General features: G+C 41.1%; 19 protein-coding genes and 1 pseudogene. 5 read left to right on the forward strand and 15 right to left on the reverse strand.

Features of this window, described 5'->3' with window-relative positions; all coding sequences use genetic code 11:
• Nucleotides 1-46 precede the first annotated feature (46 nt).
• From MHB50_RS18745 to MHB50_RS18765, 5 genes and pseudogenes are all read right to left on the reverse strand, one after another.
• Entirely contained in the window at nucleotides 47-643 is a 597-nt protein-coding gene (locus tag MHB50_RS18745; RefSeq protein WP_340084526.1) for a hypothetical protein, read from the reverse strand.
• 72 nt (nucleotides 644-715) lie between these two features.
• Nucleotides 716-1,491 (reverse strand): annotated as a pseudogene (locus MHB50_RS18750) (YndJ family protein).
• Between the two features lie 70 nt (nucleotides 1,492-1,561).
• Complete coding sequence (locus tag MHB50_RS18755; protein ID WP_077113898.1) at nucleotides 1,562-2,173, reverse strand: DUF4166 domain-containing protein; 612 nt, start codon at nucleotides 2,171-2,173, stop codon at nucleotides 1,562-1,564.
• Nucleotides 2,174-3,088, reverse strand: coding sequence for a DoxX-like family protein (locus tag MHB50_RS18760; protein WP_077113899.1), 915 nt, complete (start codon nucleotides 3,086-3,088; stop codon nucleotides 2,174-2,176). It lies immediately after the preceding gene.
• Between the two features lie 693 nt (nucleotides 3,089-3,781).
• Nucleotides 3,782-4,111: a hypothetical protein gene (locus tag MHB50_RS18765; RefSeq protein WP_077113900.1), complete on the reverse strand. Its 330-nt coding sequence runs from the start codon at nucleotides 4,109-4,111 to the stop codon at nucleotides 3,782-3,784.
• 888 nt (nucleotides 4,112-4,999) lie between these two features.
• Between MHB50_RS18765 and MHB50_RS18770 the strand changes: the two genes are divergently transcribed.
• Entirely contained in the window at nucleotides 5,000-5,161 is a 162-nt protein-coding gene (locus tag MHB50_RS18770) for a hypothetical protein (RefSeq protein ID WP_213089074.1), read from the forward strand.
• 321 nt (nucleotides 5,162-5,482) lie between these two features.
• Here the strand turns inward: MHB50_RS18770 and MHB50_RS18775 are convergent, their stop codons facing one another.
• The 4 genes from MHB50_RS18775 to MHB50_RS18790 form a co-directional block, all read right to left on the reverse strand.
• A complete protein-coding gene (locus tag MHB50_RS18775) occupies nucleotides 5,483-5,869 on the reverse strand; it encodes a DUF3887 domain-containing protein (RefSeq protein WP_077113903.1) in 387 nt (128 codons plus the stop codon).
• Nucleotides 5,866-6,549 carry a YhfC family glutamic-type intramembrane protease gene (locus MHB50_RS18780; protein ID WP_340084529.1) on the reverse strand — a complete coding sequence of 228 codons (684 nt, stop codon included), beginning with the start codon at nucleotides 6,547-6,549 and terminating at the stop codon, nucleotides 5,866-5,868. Before MHB50_RS18780 ends, MHB50_RS18775 begins: the two co-directional genes overlap by 4 nt.
• A 584-nt stretch (nucleotides 6,550-7,133) precedes the next feature.
• Nucleotides 7,134-8,447, reverse strand: a complete 1,314-nt coding sequence (locus MHB50_RS18785) for a GHKL domain-containing protein (RefSeq protein WP_339165246.1) — start codon at nucleotides 8,445-8,447, stop codon at nucleotides 7,134-7,136.
• On the reverse strand, nucleotides 8,448-9,182 hold the full coding sequence (locus tag MHB50_RS18790) for a response regulator transcription factor (protein ID WP_339165248.1): 735 nt from the start codon (nucleotides 9,180-9,182) through the stop codon (nucleotides 8,448-8,450).
• 262 nt (nucleotides 9,183-9,444) lie between these two features.
• Between MHB50_RS18790 and MHB50_RS18795 the strand changes: the two genes are divergently transcribed.
• Nucleotides 9,445-9,588, forward strand: coding sequence for a hypothetical protein (locus MHB50_RS18795; protein WP_340084531.1), 144 nt, complete (start codon nucleotides 9,445-9,447; stop codon nucleotides 9,586-9,588).
• An 80-nt stretch (nucleotides 9,589-9,668) separates the two neighbouring features.
• Here the strand turns inward: MHB50_RS18795 and MHB50_RS18800 are convergent, their stop codons facing one another.
• The 6 genes from MHB50_RS18800 to MHB50_RS18825 all read right to left on the reverse strand — a co-directional run bounded on the left by MHB50_RS18800 (nucleotide 9,669) and on the right by MHB50_RS18825 (nucleotide 14,889).
• Nucleotides 9,669-9,920 carry a hypothetical protein gene (locus tag MHB50_RS18800; RefSeq protein WP_139345729.1) on the reverse strand — a complete coding sequence of 84 codons (252 nt, stop codon included), beginning with the start codon at nucleotides 9,918-9,920 and terminating at the stop codon, nucleotides 9,669-9,671.
• 306 nt (nucleotides 9,921-10,226) lie between these two features.
• On the reverse strand, nucleotides 10,227-11,012 hold the full coding sequence (phnE, locus tag MHB50_RS18805; RefSeq protein ID WP_340084534.1) for a phosphonate ABC transporter, permease protein PhnE: 786 nt from the start codon (nucleotides 11,010-11,012) through the stop codon (nucleotides 10,227-10,229).
• The gene (gene phnE / locus MHB50_RS18810) at nucleotides 11,009-11,806 is read right to left on the reverse strand and encodes a phosphonate ABC transporter, permease protein PhnE (protein ID WP_340084535.1); all 798 of its coding nucleotides are present in this window, start codon (nucleotides 11,804-11,806) and stop codon (nucleotides 11,009-11,011) included. Before phnE (MHB50_RS18810) ends, phnE (MHB50_RS18805) begins: the two co-directional genes overlap by 4 nt.
• Entirely contained in the window at nucleotides 11,803-12,591 is a 789-nt protein-coding gene (gene phnC, locus MHB50_RS18815) for a phosphonate ABC transporter ATP-binding protein (RefSeq protein WP_340085369.1), read from the reverse strand. The genes phnE (MHB50_RS18810) and phnC overlap by 4 nt, the downstream gene beginning before the upstream one ends.
• A 305-nt stretch (nucleotides 12,592-12,896) precedes the next feature.
• A complete protein-coding gene (locus MHB50_RS18820; RefSeq protein ID WP_339165253.1) occupies nucleotides 12,897-13,829 on the reverse strand; it encodes a phosphate/phosphite/phosphonate ABC transporter substrate-binding protein in 933 nt (310 codons plus the stop codon).
• Between the two features lie 241 nt (nucleotides 13,830-14,070).
• Nucleotides 14,071-14,889, reverse strand: coding sequence for a M55 family metallopeptidase (locus MHB50_RS18825; protein ID WP_339165255.1), 819 nt, complete (start codon nucleotides 14,887-14,889; stop codon nucleotides 14,071-14,073).
• A 159-nt stretch (nucleotides 14,890-15,048) separates the two neighbouring features.
• Here MHB50_RS18825 and MHB50_RS18830 point away from each other — a divergent pair, with 159 nt between their 5' ends.
• From MHB50_RS18830 to MHB50_RS18840, 3 genes are all read left to right on the forward strand, one after another.
• Nucleotides 15,049-16,074, forward strand: coding sequence for an asparaginase (locus tag MHB50_RS18830; RefSeq protein WP_340085371.1), 1,026 nt, complete (start codon nucleotides 15,049-15,051; stop codon nucleotides 16,072-16,074).
• Nucleotides 16,075-16,089: 15 nt separating this feature from the next.
• Nucleotides 16,090-17,706 (forward strand): glutathione ABC transporter substrate-binding protein, encoded by a 1,617-nt coding sequence (locus MHB50_RS18835; protein ID WP_340084537.1) that lies wholly within the window; start codon nucleotides 16,090-16,092, stop codon nucleotides 17,704-17,706.
• 384 nt (nucleotides 17,707-18,090) lie between these two features.
• Nucleotides 18,091-19,818, forward strand: coding sequence for a sigma 54-interacting transcriptional regulator (locus MHB50_RS18840; RefSeq protein ID WP_083717727.1), 1,728 nt, complete (start codon nucleotides 18,091-18,093; stop codon nucleotides 19,816-19,818).
• The last annotated feature ends 47 nt before the right edge of the window (nucleotides 19,819-19,865 follow it).

Consider the following 19,865-nt stretch of genomic DNA (forward strand, 5'->3'; position numbering starts at 1 on the left):
TCCAACTCCTTGAAAAAAATTGTCTTTGAGCAGTAATTTCCCACCGTTATTTTTGAATAATGCTGTAATTAATTTTTAAAAAAGGGATCCCAAAAATTTTCATGTTGTGATGTGCCGCAAGCTTACCCTCACGTGTTTCTTGAATGATGAAGTTTTCGGATAACGGCAGCTTGAAAAGTGTTTTCCCGATTGCCAAATATATACCGGGATCTCCTTCACCCTCGCTTGTGAGAATGAGCGTGCCATCGCTAGCTTTGAGCTGTAAAATACCAATCATTGACGAATGGGGCAGAGGAAGCGCTATATTCATATACGTCCTGCCCTTTGTTTCATGCTGGGAGTAAATGGCTGTAAATACGGTTTTTTCCTTCACCTGGCGAATCCACGCGCGCGGATTTTTTCTTCCATCCAACATTGGATCGACCGCACATATGTTACATGTCATTTCAGTCCATTTGCTCGAGAGCGGCAAATTTAATTGCTGCAATTGTGTACTGATCAATTTGTAACAGACGGCTAATGGCTTAAACCAGGTTGACCACTTTACCGAAGCAAATAACCGATATTGATCTGTATGTTCATAAAAATCAACGATCGTTTTCGGTAAAGTTTTGATATGTACAAAGTCGCTTAGGTTATCCACCAATCCCGCCCGCTGTCCGCCAGTACTTTCTAGTGAACCGCGTATTTGGCTAACGGGGAAACGCCAAATAGCCTAACTCGTTTTAGGTGGTGCGACCACCCAGCCAAGCACACCCAACATGCCAAAAAAGAAACAATTCGTGAAACCATGGAATATTAGCATAAAATCAATACGAGCAAACCAAAATATGTGATTCGTTACATAAAGCAGTGAAAATAAAATGGTCACACCCAGCGCACTGTAAGAGATCCGTATCAAAATAGCCTGAACCTTTAAAGGGAAATGTGTTCGGAAGGCCAGTATGATTAAGCTATAAATAGCAAATATGTATAACATAACTGAGATAAATTCAAGCAAAGGCCAAAAAGTAATGCCTATAGCAACAAGCATCGGGCCGGCCAAGATGATGGCTACAATCAGTCGATACCACCCCGACTCGTGCAGGCGCCCAAACAACCCGACAGATATAGGAAATAAAAAAGCGGAATAATGGAAATGAATAGCTGTAAGCCAAGTGATCAATGGACTAAAACCCGTATCAATTCCCGTTACATAAGCGAAAAACCAGAGGCCGCCGATCAATAAATACATCATCCGATATCAATTGACATTTCTGCCCAGTTTGTAAAACCGCGCTTAAAAAAACGCCTTAGCCCATGAAAAGCCACAAAAAAGGTGAACGCCACATACACCAAAGCGAGCAGCATCTGCCCTGTACGCGAAGGCACAACTTGCAAGAAAACGAGGGAAAGCATAACAAACCAAATGAAAATGACCTGTCTCCTCTTTAATTCAACGAGTAGCTGGAGCATCACGGGTATGAAAATCAACTGGGCAGCAGTCAACATGAACAAATATGGTTTCGGGGTCACAATGCAACTGGCTATGAAAAAGAATATACCCGCCACCGAAATGGAATTAAACAGATTGCTCCTTAAATTCTCCTTTATAAGCCATCAACCTTCCCGCAAGTTTATTTTGAATATCAACTTGAATCGTAAATACGTCCCGGGCATCGTCATATCTTTCCTCAACGGTTACCACTCCTTCTAATAAACGAGGCAATGGTATCTCGAATTTACCCATAACAAGTCGTTGAGAACCAGAACGAATGTGCATGTATCCTTCAGGAGTCACCTTAAATCGTAAATCCGAATAAAATAAGCGCGGCTCACCTACATAATCCTTCACCATTTTGCGTTTCGCATCAATCGTCATAAACGCATTAAAATGACGAGTAACTTTTTCAAAATAGAAAGTGCGCTCCCAATAGATTTCTACCTCATCCGTCGGTAATAAGCGACTTGTATTTTTGATGTCAAAAGGTATACCCTCCCCATTTTCAGGAAAAAGAAAGTGCCACCGTGTGGCCGCTTTTAACAAAGGAGTCAGCCAAGCAGCACCCTTTTCAATTTTTTCCATCGTTCCGACACCATGAAACGGTTCGCCAATCGTCAGTGCATAGCGCTCTTGCAACTTTGGATGAAGTCTATGAAAATCCTTGCCCAAAAGCTCTTTGTAAATGGGCAATTAGACCGCCTCCCTTCTTGCACGCCTGCAACTTGAAGCCGATGGCAAATCGTTGGCCAATAAAAAACCAATAATGGACAGGACCCAAAGACTGGCATTAAAAGTAACAGGATTAAACGGAGCCAACCAAAGCGAAGGACTGGCAATGAAGGAACTGATCGTTAAAATTGGAAATATGATCATTTGCAGTGCGAATAAATGTCTTTTAGTTGGATAAAGAAGCCAAACCACAGCAAATAACACTTCCAATAACCCAATGACCCATACCCATTTTACAACAACAGTCTCCTCCAAGGAGATGAAGCTGGAAAGCATGGATACTTCCTCAGGATGTTTTGCAATCATCTTCGGTACCAAGCCGTGGTATAACCATATAAAAAAAAAGAACATGGTGATGATGCCAATACTAAAAAAACGCAAATACTGTGATCGCGGCAATTCTCCCCGTTCAATCCACCGTTTTAGTACATCAAAGCTAAGAGCGGTCCCCCATCCCATGGCAGGGCGAAATAAAAGGTCGAGAAACTTGCCAAATAAACCGAACCGACCTTCATAGTCATACTGGGTGATAAAAATGGTTCCATTATTTGATGGCACATACTTCCAATAGCCCTTTCCTTCTGAAATGGGCGATATTTTTTGATCGGTCCCAAAGTGGAGGGAAGATGCTTTTGAACCGTCCTTCTTACTATGTGTGCCGACACTTTTACCCCAGCCAGTGACTTTTACGCCACACCCCAAGCGCCTTTCGTATCGAAAGGATTGCGGATCATCTTCCGACTTTTTGGGTAAATATGTAATAGAGGAAAAACGCAAATCCCATTGTTCATGAAGTTCAGGATTTTGCGTCTTTTCCCATACTTCTTCTACAGATGCGTCAATCGGTATTTCCACATAAATAGGCTTTCCTTTCACCAAATCCCCCCTTCATTTTATGAACGTAACATAAATCCCGCCCCATAATGAAAAATTCCTGTCCATCTGGTCATATTAGGTGATAAAAATGGTTTCATTATTTGATGGCAATACTTCCAATAGCCTTTTTCCCTTCTGTAATGGCCAATATTGTCCCAAAATGCAGGGAAGATGCTTATGAACCGTCATTCTTACTGGTGCCGATGCTTTTCCCCCATCAGCCAGTGACTTTTACGCCGCACCCCAGGCGCCTTTCGTATCGAAAGGATTGCCGAGCATCTTCCGACTTTTGGGTAAATATGTAATAGAGGAAACGCAAATCCTATTGCCCATGAAGCTTAGGATTTGCGTCATTTTCCATACTTCTTCTACAGGTGCCGGGAAATCAAAGAGTGGAGGGATCGCCGCCTGATTACTTAACAATTTAGACATGAAAGCCCGATAACACGGCTATGTTGGTGGGAATCGCTCTATTTCTGTTAAAGCAGTGCCAAAAACGCCCTGTTGCGAATCCCAATCTGTATCTTCTCGAACCAAAACTTGCGAGTAAAAAGATATGGCATATGATGATAAAATGCTATTCCAGCCCTCCTAATGTTTATGTTTTTACAACAGAAATGGACTGCAAAACACTGAGTAATTCGAGAATCCCATTCGTCACACTGTAACATCGCGGGAGTCTCGAATTCCCCTTCACTTTTTGGATAAGTCCTCGACTTCCTTATAATTTTTTATAAAAGTATCCTCATAGTATGGATGTTTTTCCGTCCTGCATCTGTCAAAAGCTTCAACTGGATTTTTACCATCAAGCTTTGGCACATGCTTAAAATCCCTCAGAATCTCAAAAAGGCACAGTTCACACAAGCTGAATTCCAGTAAGTCACCATCAAAAGGACTGCTATAGCCAAAATACGCATGAAAATCGTGAAACAGATTGCCTGTAAAATCAATGTCCTCGGGTTCACACTCATGATAACGACCACACCTATTACAGAAAAAACTAGTTTTTATTTTTGGTTTCATTTCCCCGCCCCTTTCATTTCATGACAAAACTTCCAGACTTCTATCCTTTTATATTGTCTGGATGGGTCGCCAACGGACCCAAGTAATTCAGTCTCAAAAGCCCAGCCATTAGCCGAACGCGCATAATCCTTCAGAACGGTACAAAATATATCGTTCCAGTTTTTTAGGTATAAAGCCAATGTTTCACATATTTATTCAACACCTATTTTACCAAATCAACTGACCGTCCATCTCCTTTTGCTCATCCGCTGTAAGCAATCTTTTTCTGTAAATGCCGACTGCCCCCAGTTGTACACGATGGCATCAACATAACAAGCGGGATCCATCTCTTTATATTTATCTATTCGCCATATCGAATTGATTGTTTGCATTGTCACCCACTGTTAAGCCCGGATGATCAAAACAATCTTTGCTTTTTTGTACATCTTTTTTTCGTGATAAATGAGTCTTTGTGTATGTCACTTTTACATTTTCCCGCATAACCTTTAACCAATCTTTTCACTTCATGACGTTGCGTTAAACGCTGAAACGATTGATTTCCCTTTATCTTCATTAAGATAACATAAATTCCGCCCAAAATGAAAAAGTTTCTGGCCAAGTTTTTGCAAGCAAAAAAATGTCTTCTAGGTAAAATTTTTTCATTGCCGCCTCTGAAAAAGCTTTCCTCTCCCGCACTCGTATACATGGTCATTCAGACGAGAGAAAGACAAATAAAAAACAGGCATTTGGGGTTCACTAATTGCTCTTGCACTCATTATTGGCGCAGTCGTATGGTATTTTAACACCGCTTCCACTGCCCCCCAATTGTTAGACACATCTAAGAATTGGAGGGTGCAGTTTATCTAGGGAAAAACTCTTGAAGAGTATTAATCCAACAATACCGGAGGAATGGAAAGGGTTGTAAAAGTATATAGCACGAATGCGAGATCATTGAACAGCATGAAGGAAAAAATGGATATCCAGGATACGGAATATGGAAGTAAAGTACTGTTTGATTTAGATGGAAAATGGTTCGTCATCTATGCAACGGTTGTGACGGAAGAAAAATAGTTTAATCAAACATTTGATTATTGAAGAAGTAATCCGTGCATACAGACTTCATCATAAGCCTCTTTCAGCTAATCAAACATTTGATTAAAACAACTTGAATTACTAAGAGGGAACTGCATTTCTCAACTTTTTTGAACTGGCTGAAAGTGTGAAATCCATGGAACAACTCCTTTTGTAAAAGTTCTTAAAACAAAAAAAGGGCATCCAACGATATTTTGGCGCCCCCCTCTGGTCATTTCGTCTATTTTATGTCAAATCCGGTGAGAAACTAGATTTCAAAGCTCTTTCATTTAGACATTTCGTCCATTTACCCTTCTCTGCTTATTTAACAAATAACCCCGCCACTTCTTCTTTATCATTAAAAGTGATGGTGAAAGTGCGTTTGTCCTTACTATATTTGGCAACGAAAATAACGATATATAAGCCGTCCTTTTCTTCAACTGAAGATTTATCAATTTTTTCAAAAGTGCCGGATTGCTCGATAATCGGAGTCAGCTCCTCCATTTGATCTTCCGGTAGCTTTTCCTTCATTGTTTCGTCAAACATGGCGCGTACTTCTTTATATTTGGCTTCATTAATTAATGAGACGACTTCTTCAGCCTTCGCCACGTACTTCTCCGCAGTCGCATCGTCAACTTTGTTGCCCCCACAGGCAACAAGCGCAAGCATGACAACAACACTCAACATAGTGAATAACATTCTCTTCATGTTAAAACTCCCTTTCTTTTAATCCATATACTATAAGAGAAAAGAGCCAACGCAATCATCGCCAGCGTAACTTCCAATACAATCATTACACTCTCTTTCGGCACATATAATGGTAAAATTCCAACTAATGAATCTACTAGACCATGGATGAAAATAGCCAGTACGACATAAAGAAATTTCTTATGCACAACTCCCTGCAACACCATAATCGAAAGCCCTATATGCAATAATATCGCAAAGAAACGCTCAATGCCGCCAAGAAAAAAAGCTTCATTGTAGGCAAGAGCAGTTGGTGAAAACAATAAGGTTAATGCTTGGATCCCTACAAATATGACTGCTTCAATACCGCCATGCCCCGCACCAAATAAAAACCCGGATTTCCAATCACGCTGCACCATAAAAAAACGCATCGCGATAAAACGAGCAAGTCCTTCCACAATCCCGGCCGATAAACCAATGACTATGGCAAATAGAACAGGCTGCGTGGCACTAAACATGGAAAAGGCTATACTATTTTCCCCCAAGTATTTCAGGATCGGAACACGAAATAAAACTTGAGATACAACAAATGCCAATACACCTAACAAAAACGGAATATATCGTTTCCGATAAAACGCGTACACAAGCGCAACAAGCGGCAACCCCACGCTTATGGCCGCGGCAAAAATAACGCTAGCCATAACAAATCACTCCCTTATAAAAGGGTATAATAACAGCCGGATAAAGTATGCAGCTTTATCATATTCGGCTCATTTTTCATCATAATTGGTCATAAAAAATAGGTAGACTCCTGCGGGAATAGCCCGAGCTGAAGATCCCGAGGAAAGCGACCTTTGCTTTCCGAGGAAGCTGAAGAGACATGCGAAAAGCGAAATATGTTGACGTACGTAGCGATGATAGGGATTTTTTTACACAAATGGGACTGGACATAAGTTGAAAGCTGATTGATCGTGAGAATAAAATTGCGTGAAATCAAGGTTTTTAAACTTGATTTCACGCGGTTTGTTTCATTATGACCGTTAAAAAATCACTCACAAAGGAAGATAGAATAATTTACAAAGCGAAAACCGGAACATTCGCACTGTTTATGGATTTCCACACATAAAGATGGCACATTGTTATGGAATGAGATTAGTTGCCTATTTTTCATCAAAAAGGGAAAGGCGACGATTGATTTTCCAAAATCCATTGCTTTAGATAAGAGCTTCTGCCTGTACCGAGGCAGAACTTTTTCACGATATGGTTAGGAATTAAACCCTTTCCCCTACTTTTTCACTATAAAAGTTTGCACAAAATATGGGGCATGAAAAGTCGTCTCTAACGTCACATTTGCTGTTTTATCAATCAAACGCTTTAACGAAAATAACCCATATCCCCGGTTCCCTTCTTTGCTGGAATAGCGTTTCTCATATATTTTCTGCAAATCTACCGCCTCGTCCCGGCAACTATTACGGACAATAAAATATTGGCGATCCTCTTTTTCAAAAAAGGCCAGTTGCAACATTTTTTCCTCGCTTTGAACCGCTTCTTCAATCGCATTATCCACTAAAATAGAAAGGGCGCGAATAAAAGCAACTTTGGGCATCGCAATCTCTTCAACCGTCTGAGGAATATCTACCATCACTTTTACTTGTTGTTGCTGGGCGGCGATCAATTTTACGCTCAACACGCTTTTCACTTCTGGAATAGCGACGCGCGATAACTTCACAATATCCAACTCGCGATTATTCATCAGCTTGGAAGTCGGAGCGATCACATCATGATAAACCTGCTCAATTTGCTTGATATCTTTCGAGCGCACGCCCGCATCCAGTGCCAATAATACATTCATATAATCATGGCGAAAACTGGCCAATTCTTCATGCAACAGCTCCAGCTTCCCCACATAATCGAGCAATTCTTTGTCTAAACGTTCCTGTTGTTCTTCCAACATTCTTTCTTTTGACAAATGCGAGCTGATCAATATGATTAATAGCAACACAAAAAATAAAATGAATGCCGCAATATAGCTTACTTGTCCATATTGTTGATGTAAGGCAGCCAATAAATTGGTGGATGGCACCGTCAAAATCAGCTCCACGATGAGTCCGGCAATAAGAAGCATATAGGTTACATAATAAAGAGGGCTATCCACCATAAATTGTGCAAGCTTTTGAATCTGCTTACGCCACAGGACAATGCCAATGAAAATGACGATCGAACTGAGGAGATGGATGATGCTAGACGTCCATAAATACAAATTAAATGGCGTTAACATAAACAGCTTCATGCCCAGCTCCATCAACACCATTTTCGCCAATGTGATAACGACGATACTCATTAATGCAAAGTAAAGATTTTGGATAAATGTTAAGTCGTCCTTCAATAAACCCAAACTTAACAGAAACAGCAGCAACATAATCAAATTAAATTCCGGATAACCCGTTGTCTGCACAACAATCCCAAGCAAAATCGTAAAGACAATGCTAACAGTGATCACCATTGTATAGGACAGGCGGTTATAGCGGATTAACCGAATGTACAATAACACATGGCTAATACCAATCAGCACGATCGCGGCAATATCATACACATACATTTACAGCTCACCCTTTAACAGTTGGCGCACTTTGCGGACTAAACGGCGCGACACCGGGATACGTTTGCCGCTTTTTAAAACGATCATCTTCTGCGTTGCGTCATAAGAGGACATCTGCACTGTATTCACAATATAAGATTGATGGCAGCGAAACAAACGGTTGTCCAGTGTTTCCATCTCTTTTAACGCCCCATAAAAATAAACCAAACGGTCCGTCGTGACCAAGGCTAAACGATGCGGCCCATCTGTCATGATATATTCTACTGTGGCAAACGGCACACGTACCGTTGCCCGGGCGTTTTCAACAATAAAATCATCAGCCGGCATATCAGCCATATTGCGGGCCTTATAATGAAGAAGACATTGTTCAAACATGCGGAAGCGCTCATCATAAGGCAATCCTTTATCAATAAACGTTAAAGCAGACACCATATATTGATAAGAGATCGGCGCAAATTCGGAATGCGTTGTGACAAATACAATAATGCCTTGGGCATCATATTCGCGAATCTCTTGCGCGACTTGCAAACCTTTGCGCTCCTCACTTTTAATTTCAATATCTAAAAAATAGATCGGCACAAAAGTCGTCAGCGGTATTTTTTCGATAATATCCGCACTTTTACTCGTCACTTCTATAAAATCATGCGGCAACTGATGTTTCTCGCAAATTTCCTCCACCAGTCGCTTTAGATGCTGCGCTTGAATCACATCATCTTCCAAAATAAAAATACTCAATGCCATCACTCGCTTTAAGGCAGTCTCTCAATAGCATAGCACGGATTTGCCCAATCGTTGAAGCGTACTGCGCCAATTGTTTTCTTGTCTAAATCTAAACCGGAGGAATACCGTTTGCTGTTAAGCGAAGACATTCGCTGAGACCTGGACTTGGCTTAACAGCACCGAAAAGCAATCTGATTGTAAAAAACAGCCCAAGAAAAAATTCTATTGCCGTAATGAACCGAGAAACATTGATGATTTTTAAAAGGGAGGAATCACTTTGGACAAGACTGCCTTTTCACACGTCCATTTTCTAAAAATGGCTATTCATACAGGCGGCGCCGCAACAAAAAACAGGAAGCTTATCTTAGAACAAGTTGCTGCAAAGACACGCCATCTGCTCAAAAGAAAAAATAGCGTGTAGAGAATAATATCTGCTTTCTCCACAAGCTAATGATTCCTTCTACGTTCATTCGACCGGATTTACTGATCCATCCATCAGTCTCACAAATGCCCCATAAAACTAATCGCTGTTTCAACCCCCTTCTCCGTAAAACTGATAAGACCTGCTAAAGATACCCTTTTTGTCATATGGGCAATTTCCTGCTTGTTCACGAAACGAATGTTCAACTTTGGAGCTATCGAAGGAACGAATAAACATCCAAGCGCCCTTCCATCTTTTCCAAGAAGCAGTGAAACAACGGCAGTCCTTTTCATTGCGAAATCGGACATTTTAGCCGAATTAAAAACCATCAATTGATATGAGTCCAAGGCCAAAATAAACACAAGCCCTGTTGTTTAAGTCGTTTGACGTGAAAATGAAACGACTCTTGTACAACAACTTTGCTCATATCCAAAATGTGGGATATTGTCGACTTTTCCGTAAGTTATTGATCGCATGAATAACGTTTGAACAAGGAACTGACAACATTCATTCATCCGGTCGACACTTCAGTCGAACACTCTTCGTTTCGGATAGCCCTTCGCACCCGGACCATTCTCCCCCACGCCTTGCAGCCCCAAGCTGCTGGCAGGCCTGGAGCTGAATCTATTTTTATATTATTAGGTAAAGCGACCTCTAATTTTACCAGATAAAAGATCAACCAGGGTGACCATCACGATGATCCCCAGTAAAATAATGCCTACCCGCTCCCAATCGCGAACACTTAAAGCGAAAATAAGTGGTGTGCCAATGCCGCCTGCACCTATGACCCCTAATACAGAAGCAGCCCGCATATTCACTTCCAACCGATACATGACGAAAGAAAAATAGTTCGGCAACACTTGCGGAACAACCGCAAACATAAACGTTTTAACCGGATTTGCCCCCGTTGCGATTAACGCTTCCCTTGCGCTCAAGTCCACATTTTCAATGCTTTCGGAAATCAGCTTCCCCAACATGCCGATTGCGCCAATCCCTAAAGCCAGTACACCAGCGAAAGCCCCGGGCCCCACCGCTTTAATAAATAGTAAAGCAAGAACGATATCGGGAAAAACGCGAATAAAACTTAAAATAAACTTGTTTGTTCCCACTAATGTTTTGCTTTTTGTAATATTGTTAGATGCCATAAACGCAAATGGAATACTGAGAATTCCCGCGATAAATGTTCCAAGAACCGCAATAGCAACGGTGTCCAACAATCCGCGAAGTAAATCTTCACCGCCAGGATCATACACATACGCCCAATCAGGCGAAAATAAACCCGCCATAATGGCCGAGACGATTTCCATAGAGGTTTCCTTTAGTTCGATGGCGGGTAATCCGGCAAAGGCCCATACATATATGGCAAGTATCACCAATCCGATGAAAAAACGGCGAATATAAACGATATTGTTGCGCTGCGTCATGTTAGTTTCTCCCTTATCCCCATACTGCAGTAATCAATTATAAGGACAACAATTAATGTATATACAATGACGGATGATGTTTGCCCATATTGAAAAAATCCAAGTGTTTTTTCATAATATAATCCGATTCCCCCCGCACCAACCAATCCTAATACAGCCGCCGCCCGAATATTGATTTCAAATGCATATAAGAAAAACGAAATAAACGAAGACATAACTTGCGGCACGACACCAAATACGATCCATTTGATTTTATTGGCGCCGACCGCTGTCATCGCTTCCATTGGTCCTGGATCAATCGATTCAATCGACTCATAAAATAACTTTGTAATGATCCCCAAAGAAAATAACATTAACGCAAAAATCCCGGGAATGGGCCCAATACCGAAAATAGCCACAAATAGTGCTGCCAATAGTAATTCGGGAAGTGTTCGGATCAGATTTAATATCAAACGGGCCGGAACAGTCACCCACCGTGAAAAAAAGATATTTCTTGCCGCCAACATCGCTAATGGGAAAGCCACTAATCCTCCCAATGTTGTACCCACAACAGCCATCCTGATTGTTTCCAGCATCGGCGCGGTCACCTCGGAAAAATACGCCCAGTCCGGGGGCACCAACTGAACAACTAACTCCCACATATTGGGAAGGCCATCCATTAATTCGGAAAAAGAAAAGCCAATCTGCCATCCGCTTGCCAGCACAATCGCCATCACGAGTATACCTGTCATGAGCGACTTCGTTTTCGATGGCGGAAGAGATGCGTCTTGCTCTAAAACATATGCTTTTTTCATTCGGCGACCCTCATCTTCGCATGTTTCTTGTCTTCTTTCGTATAGATTTGTTCAAATACTTCATCAGTCGCTTCGGATACAGCCCCATCAAATACAACTTCCCCATCACGCAATCCGATAATGCGCGTCGCATATTCCTTCGCTAATTCGACCGAATGTAAATTAACGACCATCGTTATATGCAGTTCTTGATTAATGCGGGCCAGATCATCCATTACTTGTCTCGTTGTTAACGGATCTAAAGAAGCCACTGGTTCATCCGCTAAAATAATGTTTGCTTCTTGAGCTAAGGCGCGGGCAATCGAAACCCTTTGTTGCTGACCTCCTGAAAGTTGATCCGCCCGTACATAGGCTTTTTCTCGTAAACCAACACGTTCCAACGCTTCTAACGCCAGTTCTTTATCTCGATTCGGAAACAAGCCTAACACCATTCGCAAGGTAGAATGATAACCCACTCGCCCAGACAACACATTTCGCATAACAGATGATCGGCGAACAAGATTGAAGTTTTGAAATATCATGCCAATATCCCGGCGAATTTCATAAAGCTCTTTCCCTTTTGCGCGAGTAATCGACTTTTGATTAACAATGATCTCTCCTTCCGTAATCATATGCAGTCGATTGATCGACCGTAATAACGTTGATTTTCCCGCACCAGACAAACCAACGATCACTACAAATTCCCCTTTATCAATATTTAAATGAATATCTTTTAAACCACGCGCTCCATTTGGGTATATTTTAGAAACATGTTTAAATTCAATCAAAATATTCCCTACCTTCATCATCATAAAGTGAAACTTCATTCAGTAGGCGTTTTCTTCCATCTCCTACTGAATGTTAGTTGAACGAATCGGGCATTTAGGTGCGTTTTCTCCCACTTGGACCTTTTGTATCAACTCAGGTCTTGATGTGGTGTATATGGCACCTTACATGCGAGATAAAAGGGAAATTGGCGGCCCAACCGTTTCCTGCCGGCCTTCATTTCCCTTTATCGTGCTTTTTCTCCTATATGTAGTTACGAGACAGACTTGGCATTCCCTGTTTGGTAGATAGGTTTTCTCTCCTATGTAGTTACGAGACAGTCTCCTTATTTAACTTCTTTACTCACCTTTTCTTCATATTCTCTTACAATATCAAAGTTACTATCTTGTGATTCCACATATCCTTCATGGGAGTAAATATCACGAATGATCTCTTGTCCTTCCTTATCTTTTCCAATTTCAATAAAGGCTTGTGTGATTTTTTCTTTCATTTCATCACTAATGTCTGGCCGGACCGTAACCGTATCGTTCGGAATCGGTTCTGTAAATTCGATTACCTTTGTATCATCAAAAACTGTCTTATAATCATCAACGACTACATTCCGGGCATCTTGGAATGTAACAGCCGCGTCAACATCCCCATTGAGGAGAGAAATAATCGCTTGGTCATGGCCTTTTAATGTAACTGCTTCAACATCTTCCAAAGGATGAATGCCCGCTTCCATCAAGGTGGCTGCCGGCCACACAAACCCCGCAGAGGACGTAACGTTTTGATAGCCAATTTTCTTTCCTTTTAAATCTTCTACAGAGTCAATATCAGAATCTTTTTTGACGATAAAAATAGACTTATAGGAATCAACCAATTCTTCTGTTGGTGACCCATCATCATTTACCCCATAGCGCTGTGCTTGCAAGATAACATCTGCAGCACCTTGTTCTTTAGCGAGTACATATGCTGTAGGAGGCAAGAAACCAACATCTACTTGCTTCGATTTCATGGCTTCTACAATCGTGTTATAGTCGGTAGAAACGCTTACTTTTACTGGAATTTCCAGCTGATCACTCAATAACTTTTCCAGCGGCTTTGCTTTCGCTTCTAATGTATCTGCATTTTGCGATGGAACGAACTGTACAGACAACTCTTCTATTTCTTCGCCTTCGCCATCTGTTTTTTTCGATTCCTCATCACCACTGCATGCCGATAACACCGCCAGGGACATGATTAATAAAATGAAACACGCTTGCAACCATTTCTTCATAAAAAAATGACCCCCATCATGCGTAATTTTTATAGTGAACATTCCATCACTACCGGTTTTTGCATACGCTGCATAAAATGCTATATGCTGTTGAAACTATAATGGTTAATCTTTCCATTCCCTCCTAATATATCTAGTGATTGTTGATTCCACTTTAAATGATTGTAAATTTATTGTGTATTTTTATTAATGTAAGTTTTTAGTGAACTGTTCCAGAGAACAAATTGAGAATTAATTGTGATTAGCCAACAGCCCTTGCTATCGCGATTAAACTGCGAATGTACCGAAAAGCAGTGATAAAATCATCGGTCCGGAAACAGTGGGTTTTGGGGCTTATTCTCTTTACAATCGGTAAAATCGCGGCGGCATCCGCCAGCCCTGTATGAAGATAAGTGATCTCCACTTCAAAAGGACCTTTCATTACAACCGGTTTTATTTGGGCAATATTAGAAATGGACGAAATAGTTTGTTCTTTTATGAGGTTGCGGGCTTTTTTCGGGCTTAAATGCCTTGCTGATAGCTCGTTAATAGTCCGCTTGACGATTGCTGTCTCAATCCCCGGAATAAAGTCTTTAGCTTCATCAGCAGTATGTTGACATCCAGTAACAAGAACAACTGGTACACCAAAATGTCCAGCGATTCCTGCGCTTATTGCGATTTCTCCCATATCTTTTTGATTGATTTTAATATTTTCAATCACCCCTCCATGAAAAGTATGATTCAATACTCCCTTGCTCCCCATTTTAGAATGGTAACCTAAAAGAATAGCCGCATCATAGTGAAAACCGATCCCTTCCATCATTGCGAGCGGCTTGGGAGAGCCGGTGATATAATCAGCCGCCGGATGGATCACTTCAGGGATTACATTCCGCATGGATCCATGTGAATCATTGACTACTATCTCTTTAGCTCCACAAGTTAAGACTCCTTCGATGCATGCGTTTACTTCTTCAGTCATCAGCAACCTTGCCCGCTCATGCTCCTGGCCATTGCGCGCAGTATGCTCGCGATGGACAACCCCTGCCACTCCCTCCATATCAGCCGATATAAAAACCTTCATTCTAATCCCCCCTAATAAAACCTATTTAAGTATATTCCCTTCACATAACAACAATCCCTTCCCTAAATAGGTTGAAATAGGTTTTTAATTGTATTATAATGTGACAAATGATTGCAAAAAATTTAAAAATTTACAAAAGGAGGTTGTACTTTGCAACCTATCAAACTAGTAGATGTATACCGCGGTGAAAATTTGGAAAGTTCCCACTTCGGCCATGTCGCCGTTGTGAACTCGGAAGGAGAACTGCTCTATTCAGTGGGTGATCCTCACCGGGTAACATATGCCCGTTCTTCCGTTAAGCCTCTACAAGCGATACCGATCGTAGAAACAGGGGCCGCAGATCAATACGAAATGACTGATCAAGAGCTATCGTTGTGTTGTGCTTCCCATAGCGGGGAATCCCAACATACTGATCGGGTACTTTCCATGTTGAAGCGGGTTGGAGTTGAGGTATCTTCTTTACAATGCGGCACACATATCCCCCATGCGCACGATACATATAAAAATCTCATTTCTTCAGGAAAAGATCTTACTCCTTTGTACAACAATTGTTCCGGTAAGCACGCAGGGATGCTCATAACGGCTATACACCATCATGAAACGCTAGAAGATTATTATTTGCCTACCCACCCTGTCCAACAAAGAATCATACAAGTCATTTCCGAGGTCACTGATTATCCAATGGAAAAAATCAAAACGGGAGTTGATGGATGCGGGGTGCCAGTCCATGCTTTGCCCTTGGAACGATTGGCTTATGGCTTCGCCAGAATGGCTCATCCCCATTCTTTAGGAAGTAAAAGGGCTGAAGCAGTAAAGCGAATTACAGCGGCTATGATAAAGCACCCCGAAATGGTCGGCGGAACAGGCCGTTTCTGCACACAACTTATGAGAACCGCCAAAGGACGCCTATTGGGAAAAGCAGGAGCAGAAGCTGTTTACCTAATAGGTGATAAAGAAACTGGAATGGGTATTGCGATCAAAATAGAAGACGGAAATGGGCGTGCAGTCTATCCAGCAGTATTAGAGACATTAAGACAACTCGGCATGATGAGTCAAGATCAACTCCACCATTTACAACATCACTACCGTCCCGCTTTAAAAAATGCCAGAAATGAACATGTAGGTGAGCTTGTTCCATCCTTTACGTTACAAAAGTGCAAAAGCACTATTGTAAATAAAAAATAACAAGGGGGAAAAAACATGTTTCAAAGACGATTTTTTACTGCTTTTTTAACGATTTTCGTTGCGTTAAACCTTGTGCTTGCAGGATGTTCCGGCCAATCTAGTTCAAATGCGGATCAAAAAAGCAAAACAAACAAGAACCCCGAAGAACAACCAATTGCCAAGAAAGAAGGAAATTCCATTGTCATCGCCGTCAAAGATAATCTCATCAGCATGGATCCACATGACACAAATGACACATTATCCGGATCTATTCAATCGACCATGTTGGAAGGACTTGTCGGTTTTGACAAAGACATGAACATGATTCCTGTATTAGCAGAAAGTTATGAGGCGAGCGATGATGCCAAAGTCTTTACCTTTACATTACGAAAAGGTGTCACATTTCATGATGGTACTCCCTTTAACGCCGAAGCGGTGAAAGTCAATATTGACCGTGTTGCCAATCCGGATAACAAGTTAAAGCGCTATAGCATGTTTGAACTTGTAGAAAAAACGGAAGTAATAGATGAATACACAGTCAGCGTTACTCTAAAAGAACCTTTTGGCGCCATGCTCAATCATTTTGCCCATCCCGCAGGAAGAATCATAAGTCCTGCCGCTATTGAAAAGTATGGAAAAGACATTGCTATGAACCCTGTTGGAACGGGACCTTTCAAGTTTGTTGAATGGAATCAAAGTGATCACTTAGCAGTTGAAAAAAACCCAGACTATTGGGAAGAAGGCTTGCCAAAAGTGGACGGGATAAAATTTAAGCCAGTGCCAGAAAGTGGTGCGCGTGTAGCCATGTTGCAGACTGGAGAGGCTGACTTTATTTACCCCATCCCCACTGAACAAGCCGAATCGCTCAATGGCACTGACGGCATTATTGTTGAAAATAGCCCCTCTATTGTAGCCCGCTATATGTCAATGAATACGACAAAAAAGCCCTTTAATGATATAAAAGTTCGCCAAGCGATTAATTACGCAATTAACAAAGAGGCATTTTTAAAGGTTGTTTACCGAGGATATGGAAGTGAGATGGATTCCGTCATTCCTGCCGGACTGCAATTTTATTCTAAACAAACACCCTATCCTTATGACCCAGAGAAGGCGAAGCAATTGTTACAAGAGGCAGGTTATGAAAGCGGATTCAAAACGACGGTATGGGGAGGAAACAACTCTGATGCCATTAAGGCCATGGAGTTCATCCAGCAACAATTAGGTGAAATTGGGATCGAAGTAAATGTTGTACCCATGGAGGCAGGAACGTTATCCGACAAAATTTGGTCCGTTCAAGAGGCAAAGGATGCCGAAGTTGAGCTCTTCTATGGAGGTTGGTCCTCTTCCACTGGGGATGCAGATTGGGGAATTCGTCCATTGTTGGCGGGAGATGCAATCCCCCCTAAATCTTACAATGTAGCATATTACGAAAACGAAAAAGTGGATCAACTAATTAATGAAGCCCTGCAGACAGCAGACCCGGAAAAGCGAAAAACAGCTTATGCAAAAATGCAGGAGCTGATTTGGGAAGACGCACCTTGGGCATTTCTAATGGTTGAAGACACGATGGCTGGCAAGAAGAACTATTTAGAAGGTGTTTATCTACTTCCTGACGGTTCTATGAATGCCAGAGAAGCTGAAATCAAAAGATAAAACATGGACTGGAGGCTGGGACACAACTAAATTAGCTGATGAAAAAACAAACAATAAAGTGAAACTTCATTCAAGGAATGCTTTTCTCCTTGAATGTTAGTTGAACCAATCGGGCATTTAGGTGCCGTTTCTCCCACTTAGACCTTTTGTATTCAATCAAGATTTTGATGTGGGAGTCTTACGGCACCTTACATGCGGGATAAAGTGAAACTTCATTCAAGGAGTGCTTTTCTCCTTGAATGTTAGTTGAACCAATCGGGCATTTAGGTGCCGTCAACTCACACTTAGACCTTTTGTTTCAACTCAATTCTTAAAGTGGGAGTCTTACGGCACCTTACATGCGGGATAAACTGGATGTGTGATTGACAAAGGAGTGAAAAGAAAGTGGCGGAAAAGATACTGACAATCATTTCAATTCAAGATGAATATTTGGATATGATTGCAAAGCAAATGACAGAAATCGCTGGAGATTTAATAAAGATTCGCCCCATTTCTATTAAATACCTCGCAAGAGAAACGATTTCCAAAGAAGAAACGATTTTATTGGGATCTAAATTTATATTACCGCTTGTGCGGCCTTTTTTACCAAAAGAAGTAAAATATATCATTGCCGAACGTGGATTTAACTACGTGAATATGGCAAGATTGCTTTCTGCCACGAAAGGAAAAAATATTCTTGTCGTAAATGATACAAAGCAAAACACCGAAGAGACGGTTCAAGCTCTTAAAAAAGTCGTTTTTGAACATAACTATTATGCCTATAATCCAGATACCGGGATTCCGTTAGATATCGACTTTGTCATTACTCCCGGAGAAATGCAACTTGTTCCAGAAGGGCTTTTTGAAGTAATAGACATCGGCTACCGTGTGCTGGCCTTGGAAACAGTCTTTGAAGTCGTGAAAGAAATTAGATTAGATTGCTCCCAATTTTTTTTGACGAATCGTTATATGAAATCTTTAGTGGCATTGGCAAATGAAAACCAATCAAATATTGAATCCACTTATTTTCGTAAATGGGCAAGAAATACAATCGAAAAAAACGCCAAATATTTTCTTGATGACATGATTGCAAATAGTCAAGCAATGAAAGATGTTTTGTATATCGCAAAAAGAATTTCCAAGATGAATGACCCTGTACATATTTTTGGAGAAACTGGTACAGGAAAAAGTGTGCTGGCTCAGTCTATTCATAACGACTCCTTTAACAAGGAAGGACCTTATCTAAATATTAATTGTTCGGCATGGCCAAAGGAATTATTAGAAAGAGAATTGTTCGGTATTGAAGCAAACGGGCAGACTACCCCAGGGTTGTTTGAATTGGCAAACGGCGGAACATTGTGCATTGAAGAAATAGATGAACTCTCTATTTCAATGCAAGGGAGACTTCTTCAAGTAATAGAAGAAGGGCAAGTGATTAGAATGGGAGGGCATCACCCTGTCCCCGTACGAGTAAGAATGATTACAACTAGTAATATAGATCTTTCATTGTTAGTGGATCAAGATAGCTTTCGTAAAGATTTATTCTATCAGTTGTCGGTTTTAACGTGTAAAATGCCAACTTTGTCAGAGCGGGAAGAAGATTTTGAGTCGCTCATTGAAACATATCTTCATTCTCATTTACATCGGGAAGACTTAATCATTCCCCAAAATATGATTGAACTTTTAAAGCAGTATTCATGGCCGGGAAATGTAAGAGAACTGTTTAACGCTTTATCCTACATGGCCTGTCTGGAAGAAAAAGAATTGACGTTAGAATCGTTGCCATTTTACATAAAAGGCAGGCTTCTAAATAACTCAACAGAAGAAATGAGCGAAAGTGATGTAAATGAGCTGATTAAAAGGATAGAAGAACATGGTTTTTTGGGAGAAAGTCTCGCAATTCTTAACATCTTCGCCAAAGGTAAGAAACAATGCGCTTCTTTTGGGCGCGCTATCGTTAGAAAAAAACTGCGGGAGCAAGGTATCATCCTTTCCGAACAACAGTTGCGATTACGATTGGAAGTGCTGAATCAATTGCATTTATTAAATGTTCGCCAGGGACGTTCCGGAACTACTATCTCAAGAAAAGGGGAACGTTTCTTGAAAAAGATGGCTAAGCAAAAAAGTTTTTAGCGAATAGCAGTTGGCGGTTGAAAATGGCTAAAAATGGTGGAGGTATA

It is taken from the genome of Siminovitchia sp. FSL H7-0308, from assembly GCF_037980985.1.
GTDB classification, from domain to species: Bacteria; Bacillota; Bacilli; order Bacillales; family Bacillaceae_C; genus Siminovitchia; species Siminovitchia thermophila.